Genomic DNA, 12,509 nt, shown 5'->3' with positions numbered 1-12,509 from the left:
AAAATTTGCTTGGCGACCATAGCATTGTGGACCCACCTGATTCCATGCCGAACTCAGAAGTGAAACACAATAGCGCCGATGGTAGTGTGGGGTTTCCCCATGTGAGAGTAGGACATCGCCAGGCTTTAATTTCGTTGTTTGTATAACAAGTAGCAACCTCAACAGTGTGCTAACCTATTGATGACAATTTGTTGGAGGGATGGCTGAGTGGTCGAAAGCACCGGTCTTGAAAACCGGCAACCGTTAATAGCGGTTCTAGGGTTCAAATCCCTATCCCTCCACCACCATTAGAAAGCCCGCTGAGAAATCAGCGGGCTTTTTTGCATATGTAGCACTTGAAACTTGCTTAGAAACAAAGAGGTAAGCCAGCGTCTATTTCGCACGGAAGTATATTCCGCTTCAGTAGAGAGTTGTGTTCTTATTAGCTCTAATAATCAGCCATCATAAAGTCCCCTTAGGCTAGCCGAAGTAATAGACTTAAGAATGCTCTGCGTTGTCATAAAGTGGTCTCCTACGTACCATAGAGCCACTGTGCTGTTCAGAATTTTAGTGGTATCTAAGAGGCTGAGAGCACGACAACGAACTCATGCCATAACATAAATACAGACGTAAAAAGAGCCGCATAAAACTCTCGAAAGAAAGTTTCAAACAGCTCTTATTCGTAATGTGGATTGGACGTAAGTAAAATTAATTCTGGCGCAATGGTGCTTTTGATTTGGATTAACGAATCTTAGCTAATAAAGCTTGTCTATTACCATTCAGAGCATTAACCACCTGACTTATCTTGGTTGCTATGGCTTGTTTAACTGCCTTTTTATCATCATATTTTTGTAGTTTATGTTGAAGTCCAAGAAATGCATCTTCTAGTCCCTTGTCCAAATCACAATCAGTGCTGTTTAGATAAAATGTTTGGCTTGGCAGGAACGCAGATACTTTAATTTCATAATCTTGGAATACAATATTGAACTTAGCTTCATACTCAACGTGTAAAGCGCCTTCGGTTAACTGCATTAAAGTTGATAACTGCTCATTAATCATTGATTGCGTTTGTGGCGTGATAACTACATTTCGAGTTAAATTTTTCATTTTGTTTGCCTATTCAATGGCACTTGCACCATAGTAATTTGTATTACTCCCAAGCTTTGGGAGCACATGGATGGTATTCTGAGAGCGCAATTAATGGATTCGAGTTAATCCAGCGTCCACATCAAAAATGTCTTGTTCACTTAGTGAACCAGTAGTCTGTTTCAGCTGAACTCTTGATAAAATATATTGATAACGAGCATCCGATAGGTTCTTTTGTGCTTGATAAACGTTTTGCGTACTATCCAAAACATCTACCATGGTTCGTGTTCCCACCATAAAGCCTTGCTCTGTCGCCTCTAATGCTGACTTTGCGGACACCAATGATTGTTCATAAGCCTTTATCGACCCAATCGCTGAGCGAATGTTGTTATTGATTGCTCTAATATTCTTCTCTACGTCGCGATAAGTACTTTCTAGATCCTGGCTTGCAGCAACATATTGATATTGAGCTTGTTTACCCTCTGAAGTGACACGTCCGCCGGAATACACTGGCAGATCGATAGATACTCCAATGTTGAATAAGTTCTCATCATCATCTTGCGGATAACCTGTTACTGGGTTGTTCGGTTCATCAAAATTCTTTGTGTATTCATAACCTGTGGTCAATGAAATTGTCGGTAAATGACCAGAATCAGCGAGTGAGATTTGCTCTTTAGCAATATCCTTTTGAATACGTCCGGCTAAAATTTGTAGGTTCTCATTACTTGCCTTTTGAACAAGATCATTTGCAGAGAGTTCAGGCATCGAAGTCGAGAATCGATTGATATCAAGAACAGAAAGGTTTGAAGCGGGCTGTCCGGTAATCGCGCGTAATTCTTCCAAGGCATTTTCTACCGAGTTTTGAGCCTGTATTTCTTGCGCTACAACATTGTCATATTGCGCTTGTGCATCCTGAACATCAGTGATGGGAGCACTGCCCACGGCAAAACGTTGTTCAGTTTGATTTAGCTGTTTAGCTAGAGCCTCTCTCTCTGACTGCACAAAACGAAGATTATCTTTTGCAGATAAAACATCAAAATAAGCTTCTGTTATATTGTAAATCACAGATTGCTGAGTAACCGCATAACGAGCATCAGCTTCACGTGCCGTTTTTTCAGAAATACTGAGAGATATCCAGCTGCCGCGATCGTATATCGACTGGACTAATCCAAGATTAACGTTCCCAGAACTACCGTCAGCCTCATGACGATCTGTATCTTGATAGACGTACCCTGCAGTGAGGTCAATTTGTGGTAACAAGTTACTTCTTGTTGAGTTGATCGCCTCAAATGCGCTGTCACGTTGAGCAGCCGCTTCAAGCAGTTCAGGATCATGTTGTTTGGCTAAACCATAGATTTCACTCAGTGAATCAGCTTTTACCGCTCCACTCATCGCCAACAAGATCAGAGGAGTAATTTTTGTCTTATTTTTCATTTTGATACCGTATTAAATATGAAGTTTTTCATTAAAAAGTAACTAAAGCGGCTGGAGTGATCAGATCACGAAGCTTATTCAATGTCTCTGAATGGTATAGTTTTGTTGGAGTTGGCATATTCTCTCCTAGATAGGGTGTGGTTAACGTGGTGAGAATATTAAGGTACTAAGCAAGCTTTGTTATCATCAATTAATTACACTATGCTACTTTCTATATAATCTATTTAAAACAATAAGATAGAGTTAAGTCTTATTGGTTTTTTATCTGATTTTTATTTGGTTTTTATCCTGAAATTAATAAAGATCTGATGGTGGCTTTGTATTAGAAGATTATTAGATATGGTTTATACGGCCTTTATTTATTCAGATTTGTCATCCGTTATGATCATCTTAATTAATCAACTAACGGATAAGAAAATGAAAAAAACACTTCTACTATCATTAATGGCAATTGCGGTTGCTCCGCAAGCTTTCTCTCAAAACTTAATCATCGACACCAAAGGTTTAGATCAGGAAAAATACAGTGCTGATATGTATCAATGTGAACAATTGAGTAGCCAAGTGCAGTTGCAACAAACACAGAGCACAGGCAGAACAACGATTAGACATGTCGGCAGGGGAGCGGCTCTAGGTGCTGGTGCAGCAGCAATTGGTGGAGGCTCAGGTTCAACAGGTGCAGAGATAGGCGCGGGCATTGGATTGGTGACGGGGTTTTTAGGCGGTTCAGCGCAAAAAGAACAAGCTTCTATGCAATATTCAGGAGAAAAAGACAAAGTGATGAGAAACTGTATGACTGAACGTGGTTATACCATCCTTAACTAAGGTAAAGCGAACACAAGGTGAATGAACTCAAACATAAAAGGCACGGTAACCTCAGTTACCGTGCCTTTTGTGAATCTGGTTGCTAGTTTCTAACGAGAGCTCAGTTCTATTTTGGTCTTTATATCCGATAAATCACTGTTGAAAAATAAGACTTCAGATAGATCGAGTACTAAAGTGGTCGAAGCCTCTAATACCGCATAGTAATAAAGCTCTTCTGCTGCATCTCGATTACCCGTTAACTCTGCTTTTTTAGCACTTAGAATATAAAAAAGAACCGAACGACGATTTGGAGGTATCGCATTAAGTAACGAATTGGCTGCTACAGTATCATCCTGTGATAAAGCCATCATTACCATAGCCTCTATTACTCTTGGAGTATTACGTCCTTCTTCGGAGAATGACGAAAATTTTCGTAGTGCTCTTTCATTTTGCTCTGCAATTAACGTTGTATTATCTTGCTTGGGATTCAAATACAGATAAGAAAGGTTATAGATATAACCCGAAGCCACAATGTAAGGATTTTCTGGTGCGTAAATCTCGGCTTGTTTGATCAGTTCAAGAGCTTCTAGCTCTGAAGTACCATGGTAGGTAGTTGAGTGGGCGGTCAAGATTGAATTTAATGCGACGCTATCATCAGGTAATTCATTAACTAATTTCGCTATCTGTTGTTTATCGATATCAAGATTGAATGAATCCAGTAAATCATCTAACGACGATTTTATAGATCTTTTCAATGCTTGATTAGATACGTCATAATTGCGATCTAAATGCTTATGTTTCGATATACGATTGAAATACTCTATCTCTAACCGTTCTTTACTTTGATTTGTACTGCTTTTAAAGTGAATCTCATTTGCCGCTAACTTGGCAGCTGGGCCATCATAGATAATTCGAAAATCTTGATATGTTTTTAAAAAGTCTAATAACGTTTTGATGACACCGACTTTCAAATCATCTTTTCTTATCTCATCATCAATAATCACATGAATGTATCTAGGCTCAAGAGATAAATAACTTGGTGTTTCAACGATATCTTTTGTCGCTACATTTGTGCTTGGGGCTTGGTTTTGATTAATAAAAAACCAAGAGACTATCACGGCAAAGAGCACAGCAACGGTAATCAGCAAAGGTGCTTTTTTTACGTTAGTTGATTTGGGCTCTTTGGTCTCAGTCTTTGGTGGCTGTACTGGTGGATGACTGGGTTTAGTGGGCTGGACTAACGGTTTTGACGTCTGCGCTTGCTCTTCAACAACCGGGTCTTCATTGAAAGCTTCAGGTTGTTCCACCTCTTTGGTCTCTGCGATAACAGACTCTGCAGATTCGGTTTCAGGTTGCACTTCGCCTTCATTTGAATAGTCCGACGTTTCAGTTTCTAGCGATTCACTTCTAAAAACACTATCAATCAATACTTTCGGAGCTTCGATTGTCCGATCAACAGTAGCGTCTAATTTATAACCTCGTTTGGGTACCGTAACAATATATCCATGAGGGTGATTCCCATGCTGTTTGAGAATTTTACGAAGCTCAAAAATAGCCTGTGTGATAACTTGATCAGAAAGAATCGAACCATTCCACACTTCGTCAATCAGCTCGTCTCTTGAAAAGACAGTATCTGGGTACTCACAAAGGAAATGAAATAGTTTGGAAAGTCTATTATCAATAACAATGGTCTCTCCATCTAGGATAAACTTATCCTCGTAGGGAACAAACAACCATTCGTCGAACTTATACTGCACTTTTTGATTCTTCATAAATTCTGTCGAGACTCTTTATAACTTATTGTATTTAGTTAAAAACTATAGGATAGAATTGTACAAAAAACAAAAAAACCTCGATAATTTTCATTATTGAGGCTCTTTAGAATCAATAGCTTATTTTGCGCTTAAATACGCTTAGTCGTAGCCCTCTAATGTCTTCACTGACAATTGGTTGTATTAGCCTCTTTTCATCGAAGTGCGGTAGTGAGAGCACCCAATTTGTCTCGCGTTTCATTGGTAATATCCGCCATTGATTTACGTACTCACCGCCACTGGGTTTTTAGAGTGTTAACCTACTTTTTGTACAGGATAATCGTAAGTAGGCTGGACAAATTCATTTTGCGCTTTAATGGTTTGCAACTCCCATTCCCCGCAGTCTTGAGTCATTTTTAATACCCCAAACGCTGCATTGTGTGCATGCCCAAAAGCATCGACTGCCGATAAACCTTTTGACAGGCCTGCAGAAAACAAGCCCGTGATCAAATCACCAACGCCTACCGGTTGTTTGGCAAACTCTAGTTTGGGGCGCTGAGCTAAGTAAGTGCCTTCCGCAGTCGCTAACATCATCGAGAAATTTTCATCTGACAAGCTATGTAAGTGTTTCACTAACACCACTTTCGGACCTTTACTCAAGGCCAATGCGCACGCCTTCACTGCATCATCAAGTGATTCAATTTTCATCCCAGTAAATTGAGTCAGTTCAAATTGATTAGGCACAATCACATCAGCGATCGGCATCAGGTTGTTGACCAGTTTATCGGTGACTTCATCAGGTACTATACACCCTTTTTCAGGGTCACCCATTACAGGGTCGCATACATACAAAGCTTTTGAGTTACGGGTTTTAAGGGTGTTCACCGCCGTTACAACAGAATCACATTGAGCTGCACTTCCTTGATAGCCTGAGACTAAGGCAAAACACTGATCAAGCTGCCCGATATTGTTTAATCCCGAAATCAACTGGTCAATGTCTGAGGCGTCAAACGCTCGCCCCGTCCAACCTTGCTGATATTGAGTATGGTTAGAATACTGAACGGTATGAATTGGCAAAACCTCAACGCCCATTCTTTGCATTGGAAAAACGGCGGAGCTGTTACCGGCATGACCAAAAACAACGTGTGATTGAATTGATATAATATTTGTCATCGAAAGCTTCTCTTTTAAATTCAGTTTATTAGATAATATCAGTCAACAAGATGCCGACACCAATACGTTGGTTGTGATAGTCAAAATCAATCAAGCTTTCACCGTAACCATTAAAATACTGCACGTACCCACGCACGTGTTCTAAGAGTGGGAAGCTGACGCCCGCTTCAAGACCGCCGTAGCCTGTTCTGAAGTTGTAGTGACCTACGCCAGTGAACTCTAATACGTCATATTTATACGCTGTCGTCACTTCATAGTGACCAAGGTAGTCCTCGATATCGGTGTTATCACTGTCCATTCCACCCAGGTTATACCAAGGTTCAACGTACATCATAAAATTATCTTCCTCATAACCCACACCCGCATAAATTCGGTTCCAGCTTCGGCTTAACTCATCAGTACGACCGTTTGATTCGTGCTCATAACCAACTCGAGAGAACCATAAACCATCCCCAGCTTCGATAGGCAATCTTGTTTCGTAAAACACTTCTGGGCGATAGTTTGTATCACGAAACGGTGCTGAGATATCAGACGAGTACGCCTGCCAAAATGATTTTAATGTAAAACCAAAGTACAACTCATCACTTTCATTGAAGATATCGTCCGTAATCAAAGGCACTTTAAAGCTTATCTGGAATTTGATTTCTTCATCGCTCAAACCATCGGCTGCATCGCCGAATACCTCAGAATTATATGGATTTTTATTGACCGATTTCATATGAGTGATCGGTAGTAGGTAGTTCTGACGATAAGGCGTAATAACAAAAGGGTTCTCTGCCGTTTCTTTTTCTAGTTCATGTCGTGTTGTGGTTTTAGCACGTCCAGCTGTTTTTTCTTGCTCACACTGAGCTTTAATTTTTTCTAGGCTGTCTTGCTCAACATCCATATGGATTTGACGTAATACACAATTATCAAACGTTTGTTCAGAGTCGGTTCGGGTATCATCAGCCATAACCGGTGACGCAGCTAAGGAAAGAAGTAGCAGTAAAGCTTTAGACTGCGGAGAAGGCTGATTAATACGGTTTATGTAAGTGTTCATCGTTCGCTACCTTTCATATCGTTAAGTAAGTTTCGATATGAATAATGCGCGATACCGTCAGCGAATAAATAAAGTAAATTTCATTTTCTCGTAACCTTTAAATCATTGATGATTTTCTCTTCGCTATACAAAAATAAAACCTATCAAAAATATAAGATATACATTTTAAGCAAATAAAATCAGCAACTTACATTGCTCGTTATGTTGGGTCAAACCGTTTGGCCGAAAAAATAAAATGGAGATAAAACAGTCATGACAGGTTAGTTTATCCCTGCATGAGACTCTTTATAAAAACAAACAGCGTTGTCGAACTAACGTCGATGACAAGTATCGTTACTTTGTGAGCGACTCCTATCTTATATAGAGATTGGCGAACCAATCTCTATATAGGTCGCCACGGTTAAGGTTTGCTATTGCATAACTTCATTAGCGCAAACCAATTGTAATTGAGCTGCGCTTGATCGCTAACCCTGCTACTCAACAGCTTCTGCAACGCTTGGTTTTCCACGAGTTGCTCTTTATCACTGTCTAAAGAAGAAAGGAGCACATCGCGCTCCACGCTATCAAGCATTTCGTTTGTTAGCACACGAACAATGGACTTGGTGTAGAGCAACCGAAATACCGTATCATCTTCATTCTCACCTAATACGTGAGGATAAAATGATAAAAACAGATTGTTCAAATTCAATTGGTTAATGGCACTCTTATGCTTGTATTTGACCTTACGCACCAGTTGTTCCACACGACGTTTAACAATATCTACTGCCGTTCTAGAAGGTATTAATTGGTAAGAAAGCCAAAGCACAATTAATCCCACCATATTCGCCACCAAAGTGTTTAAGAAATGAGCAAAATCGAAAGTAGGTATACTGGTTGTCGGTACAAGATTACTCCAAGAGAACAACGAGACCATCATGATGATTTTTAATAGCGATTTACTTTGGTTAAACCAATACGCCATGATGTAAATCCCCACAAACCCCACCGTATAAACAATGATTGGTGAGCCTATGGGCATGACTATAAAGTTGACTAAGAAGGCAAATCCTCCGGCCAAAAACTGGGCATAAATGTTTGGACTAAATGCTTTTTCTGCACCAGGGTTTGCCGCAAAGACCGATACCACCATACCAGCCATGATCATTGCACCCATTCCATCTTGCCACTGCAGTTCAATCCACATAAATGACAATAGAAAAAGGGCTAGTGCTGCCCTGAACATATTGATTAGCACCAAATAACCATCGGTAAAGTCGCTAATTTTATCTACAAATTGTGTCTCGCTAGTTTTTGCTAGGCCGTTTTGCTGCGAAAAGTTGTCAAGTTGGGCGGCAAATTGCTTAACTTGAAAGTGAAAAAGTGAGAAAAAGTCACTTTCTGTCAGTGACCACTCTTGTGCAAAACTTGCTTCAAGTATGAAGTCATTCTCTTGTAATGCTTGCCATGCATCTTGGGTCATACCAGCAGAATCACCCATGTTACGCAGTTCAATACCCATTATGGCAATGTTGATACAATCGTAAAAACTTGTACGGCTTGATATTTTGGCAGCCATATCACTTTGACTACCAAAGATTTCATCATCCACGGCCAGCCATTTTCGGCCAATCATAGTCAAAAAAATTCGGATTGATTTAGTGACAGAGGACGCATCCGATTGAAAAAGTGTCTTGATAAAATGAATTGTCTGTTTTTTGACAAACGTTAGCTCACGCTTATCATCCGGATACGGGATCATGAGACTCGCTACCATAGACATCACGATCCCAAACGAGATACCGACACATCGTAGTTGGACGTGGTCGAAGAGGTTTGCCATATTCGGATCCGCTGCCACTGGAAATCCAACCAATGATAACGTTACGCCCACAATGGCAAACATGTAAGAAACTCGGTGATGAAAATAAGAAGCGATGCCAAGACTAACTACAATGCCCAAAATAATGAAGCTGTTAAAAAGCCATGCATCAATCAAAGTCACACTTGCGATGAGCAACACATAAGCGCCCCCCATAAAAGTGCCTGCAAGACGCGCCATGGCTTTTCGGATGCTAGCTCCCCGAGTACCTGTGATTTGAATAATGGCTGTCGTCATCATTGCCGTTCCAGTGGAATCTGAATCAAACAGCTGTGACAAAACCCAAGTCAACACTACGGCAACAGCAAAACGAAAACCAAAAATGGCAGAGTCAGGATCGAGCCACTGCCGTGCCCAATTAAGTAACATCATTGAATCGTAACCGAGACAGTGGTACCCGCAATCAGTCTCTCATTTACGATGACTTCATGTGGAATGCTAATACGAACAGGCACACGTTGCGCTAAACGCACCCAGGGGACGGTGGGATCTACATTTGATACCAAGCCAGAGCTGTCGGCACTTTGGTCGGTGATCGCACGTCCAATTCCGTCCACTGTACCTTCAAAGGTGTCCCCAGAGGAGTAAGGTGTGATAGTTGCAATCGCCCCTTCTTTAATTTCTTTGATTTTGTTTTCGGTAAAATAAGCTTGAATGTAATAAGTGTTGCTTTCCACCAATGCTACAAAGGTTTCGCCAGTATTAATAAAGTTACCTTGGCGTTGTTGAAGGTTAGTGACATAACCATCTTGCGGTGCAACCACTTGGGTACGACTCAAGTCTAACTGCGCTTTAGCTAGGTCTAGTTTTGCCTTCTTATACTCAGCTCTATTGGCATCAACTTGCAATTTTTCTGACATTACCTGCTCAGGTGAAATCAATCGTGCAGACAATAATTTCGAGTCACGACGATACACATTCTTCGCTTGATTGAGTTCAGATTCTGCTTTTAGCATTGAGAACGTGGCATCAGAGACGTTATTATTATAATCCGTATCGTCAATGGTAAATAACAAATCACCTGAATGGACAAACTGATTGTCTGTCACCGCGATGCGAGTAATTTCCCCAGATACCTTCGGCGAGATTTGCGCAATCTCCACGTGTATTTTTGCATCACGAGTCCACAAAGAATCTGTGTATGCCACCCAAGAGGTATAACAAGTCAAGCCGGCACCAATAACAAGAGCTGTGGGCAATAATACTTTAAATACATTCATTTTATTTTACCTGTAATAATAAAAACTGCCCAGCAACAATGATTACTAGGCATAGTTCACATAAAGAAGGGTTCATGATTTTATTCTTTCTTAGTACATTGCCAAGAAAGTACTTAACTAACATTAGAGCAAACAAGCTAACAATAACAAGTATCATAAAACTCGGTATATAAACGTTGCCAAATAATAGTTGGTCTTTCATTTTAACACCCATTAATAATGGTTTTGATATTGAGCGGACAAACGTAATTAATACGTGTTACTGATGTTTAATATTAGATAACTCTGCTGACCACTCTCGATAAGTTGCCAAGAAGTATATCTATTCGGAAAGATTAAATAATTACACTTACATCATTAATTCATAATTTCAACATGCACAAAAATATTAAACTGTTGATTTTTATGTGTTATATTTTCTTGATATTGATTTTTAAGAGCTTCTTTAACTCTAGTAGGCAAATGAGGAATCTGTATTTTGGGTTCTGGCGTAAATTTTGAAATAGTATCTCCATGACTATTTTCCTAAAAATTGAAAAATTGTCATTTCAAAGAAATAACTCAAGTAATTATTTCTTTATCATTTTTCTTCAATTATGTTTTTCCTGATTCTTTAATTATGACTCTTTTATTTTTAATTGATGGTTTTATATTCTGATTCGGTAATAATTCATCTCGTCCCAACCAAGACTGGTTTTAAACAGTAAACAAACCTGTCCTTGATTATTAATTATGTAACGGAGAAAAACATGCTAAACAACAAACAAAACAACCAAGCTGCTGATGACGTATTTGCGGATCAATTACTTGATAGCACTATTAACAATCACGTTTTTCCAAGTGATGAATCAAATCCAGACGCTGCTTATCAATTGGTTTCTGATGAATTAATCCTAGATGGAAACTCTCGTCAGAACCTAGCGACTTTTTGTCAAACCTGGGTGGATGGCAATATCCATAAGATCATGGATGAGTGCATCGACAAAAACATGATTGATAAAGACGAGTACCCACAAACTGCAGAAATTGAAGACCGTTGTGTTCGTATGCTAGCTGACCTTTGGAACTCACCCGATGCAGAAAACACGATGGGCTGTTCAACAACAGGTTCAAGTGAAGCTGCAATGTTAGGTGGCATGGCTATGAAATGGCGCTGGCGTGAAAAGCGTCGCAAAGAAGGTAAATCAACAGATAAACCAAACCTGATTTGTGGTCCTGTTCAAGTGTGCTGGCATAAATTTGCAAAATACTGGGATGTTGAGCTTCGTGAAATCCCTATGGAAGGTGACCGCCTTCTGATGACACCTGAAGAAGTTCTAGCTCTTGCTGATGAAAATACCATTGGTGTGGTACCGACACTGGGCGTGACATTCACTTGTCAGTACGAACCTGTAAAAGCGATCGCAGATGCCCTAGACAAACTAGAAGCAGAAACAGGTCTTGATATTCCGATGCATGTCGATGGCGCAAGTGGCGCATTCATCGCACCATTCTGTGACCCAGAGCTGGAGTGGGATTTCCGTATTCCTCGAGTGAAATCTATCAATGCATCAGGCCATAAATACGGTCTAGCTCCTCTTGGTGTGGGCTGGGTTGTTTTCCGTGAAGCAAGTGATCTTCCGGAAGATTTGATTTTCCGTGTGAACTATCTTGGCGGCGACATGCCAACGTTTGCTCTCAACTTCTCTCGTCCTGGCGGCCAGATCGTAGCTCAGTACTACAACTTCCTACGCCTAGGTAAAGAAGGCTACAAACGCATCCACGATGCTTGTTACCACTCAGCACAATATCTATCGGACGAAGTCGCGAAATTAGGGTTATTCGACATTATTTATGATGGTCGTGGCGGCATCCCTGCAATGAGCTTTAGCTTGAAAAACGACGTTGATGCAGGCTTTAACCTGTTTGACTTAAGTGATGCAATTCGTGCTCGCGGCTGGCAGATCGCAGCATACTCAATGCCTTCTAACCGTGAAGACTTGGTCATCATGCGTGTGCTTATTCGCCACGGTGTGAGTCGTGACATGGTTGATCTATTGGTTCAAGACCTTAAGCGTACGATTGAAAAGTTCAACAAGTTTCCTGTTGTGAACTCTGTTGATGAAGACAGCGCAAGCTCGTTCAACCACGGTTAATCCGAACGCAATTTGGGGCTATTCATTTAGCCC

9 protein-coding genes, 1 tRNA gene and 1 rRNA gene are annotated in these 12,509 nt (G+C 40.5%); 4 read left to right on the top strand and 7 right to left on the bottom strand.

Annotated features, from left to right (window positions below):
• Nucleotides 1-8: 8 nt before the first annotated feature.
• A 5S ribosomal RNA gene (gene rrf, locus OW495_RS04350) occupies nucleotides 9-124 on the top strand.
• A 69-nt stretch (nucleotides 125-193) separates the two neighbouring features.
• Nucleotides 194-284: transfer RNA gene (locus OW495_RS04345), tRNA-Ser, on the top strand.
• Between the two features lie 436 nt (nucleotides 285-720).
• Here the strand turns inward: OW495_RS04345 and OW495_RS04340 are convergent.
• Both OW495_RS04340 and tolC read right to left on the bottom strand, forming a co-directional pair.
• Entirely contained in the window at nucleotides 721-1,086 is a 366-nt protein-coding gene (locus OW495_RS04340; RefSeq protein WP_102486477.1) for a hypothetical protein, read from the bottom strand.
• A 90-nt stretch (nucleotides 1,087-1,176) separates the two neighbouring features.
• On the bottom strand, nucleotides 1,177-2,499 hold the full coding sequence (tolC, locus tag OW495_RS04335) for an outer membrane channel protein TolC (protein ID WP_102512873.1): 1,323 nt from the start codon (nucleotides 2,497-2,499) through the stop codon (nucleotides 1,177-1,179).
• Between the two features lie 417 nt (nucleotides 2,500-2,916).
• Here tolC and OW495_RS04330 point away from each other — a divergent pair, with 417 nt between their 5' ends.
• The gene (locus tag OW495_RS04330) at nucleotides 2,917-3,321 is read left to right on the top strand and encodes an RNA polymerase subunit sigma (protein ID WP_065113079.1); all 405 of its coding nucleotides are present in this window, start codon (nucleotides 2,917-2,919) and stop codon (nucleotides 3,319-3,321) included.
• An 89-nt stretch (nucleotides 3,322-3,410) separates the two neighbouring features.
• Here OW495_RS04330 and OW495_RS04325 read toward each other — a convergent pair whose 3' ends face one another.
• From OW495_RS04325 to OW495_RS04305, 5 genes are all read right to left on the bottom strand, one after another.
• Nucleotides 3,411-5,072 carry a winged helix-turn-helix domain-containing protein gene (locus OW495_RS04325; RefSeq protein WP_102512801.1) on the bottom strand — a complete coding sequence of 554 codons (1,662 nt, stop codon included), beginning with the start codon at nucleotides 5,070-5,072 and terminating at the stop codon, nucleotides 3,411-3,413.
• Nucleotides 5,073-5,366: 294 nt separating this feature from the next.
• Complete coding sequence (pdxY, locus tag OW495_RS04320) at nucleotides 5,367-6,224, bottom strand: pyridoxal kinase PdxY (RefSeq protein WP_102512802.1); 858 nt, start codon at nucleotides 6,222-6,224, stop codon at nucleotides 5,367-5,369.
• A gap of 28 nt (nucleotides 6,225-6,252) precedes the next feature.
• On the bottom strand, nucleotides 6,253-7,263 hold the full coding sequence (locus tag OW495_RS04315; protein WP_102512803.1) for a phospholipase A: 1,011 nt from the start codon (nucleotides 7,261-7,263) through the stop codon (nucleotides 6,253-6,255).
• 400 nt (nucleotides 7,264-7,663) lie between these two features.
• The gene (locus OW495_RS04310; protein ID WP_198599530.1) at nucleotides 7,664-9,493 is read right to left on the bottom strand and encodes an FUSC family protein; all 1,830 of its coding nucleotides are present in this window, start codon (nucleotides 9,491-9,493) and stop codon (nucleotides 7,664-7,666) included.
• On the bottom strand, nucleotides 9,490-10,341 hold the full coding sequence (locus OW495_RS04305) for an HlyD family secretion protein (protein ID WP_102512805.1): 852 nt from the start codon (nucleotides 10,339-10,341) through the stop codon (nucleotides 9,490-9,492). Before OW495_RS04305 ends, OW495_RS04310 begins: the two co-directional genes overlap by 4 nt.
• A gap of 749 nt (nucleotides 10,342-11,090) precedes the next feature.
• On the opposite strand from OW495_RS04305, the gene OW495_RS04300 reads away from it, so the two are divergent.
• Nucleotides 11,091-12,476, top strand: coding sequence for a glutamate decarboxylase (locus tag OW495_RS04300; RefSeq protein ID WP_017110925.1), 1,386 nt, complete (start codon nucleotides 11,091-11,093; stop codon nucleotides 12,474-12,476).
• Nucleotides 12,477-12,509 lie beyond the last annotated feature (33 nt).

The organism is Vibrio sp. 14N.309.X.WAT.E.F5, from assembly GCF_030397615.1.
Classification (GTDB): Bacteria; Pseudomonadota; Gammaproteobacteria; order Enterobacterales; family Vibrionaceae; genus Vibrio; species Vibrio lentus.
Note: the sequence above shows the minus strand (reverse complement) of the source record. Positions and strands in the feature narration are given on the sequence as shown.

Bases quoted from the DNA above. Each gene is read 5' to 3' on its own strand.
- OW495_RS04340 (WP_102486477.1), bottom strand. From the start codon at position 1,086: ATGAAAAATTTAACTCGAAATGTAGTTATCACGCCACAAACGCAATCA.
- tolC (WP_102512873.1), bottom strand. From the start codon at position 2,499: ATGAAAAATAAGACAAAAATTACTCCTCTGATCTTGTTGGCGATGAGT.
- OW495_RS04330 (WP_065113079.1), top strand. From the start codon at position 2,917: ATGAAAAAAACACTTCTACTATCATTAATGGCAATTGCGGTTGCTCCG.
- OW495_RS04325 (WP_102512801.1), bottom strand. From the start codon at position 5,072: ATGAAGAATCAAAAAGTGCAGTATAAGTTCGACGAATGGTTGTTTGTT.
- pdxY (WP_102512802.1), bottom strand. From the start codon at position 6,224: ATGACAAATATTATATCAATTCAATCACACGTTGTTTTTGGTCATGCC.
- OW495_RS04315 (WP_102512803.1), bottom strand. From the start codon at position 7,263: ATGAACACTTACATAAACCGTATTAATCAGCCTTCTCCGCAGTCTAAA.
- OW495_RS04310 (WP_198599530.1), bottom strand. From the start codon at position 9,493: ATGATGTTACTTAATTGGGCACGGCAGTGGCTCGATCCTGACTCTGCC.
- OW495_RS04305 (WP_102512805.1), bottom strand. From the start codon at position 10,341: ATGAATGTATTTAAAGTATTATTGCCCACAGCTCTTGTTATTGGTGCC.
- OW495_RS04300 (WP_017110925.1), top strand. From the start codon at position 11,091: ATGCTAAACAACAAACAAAACAACCAAGCTGCTGATGACGTATTTGCG.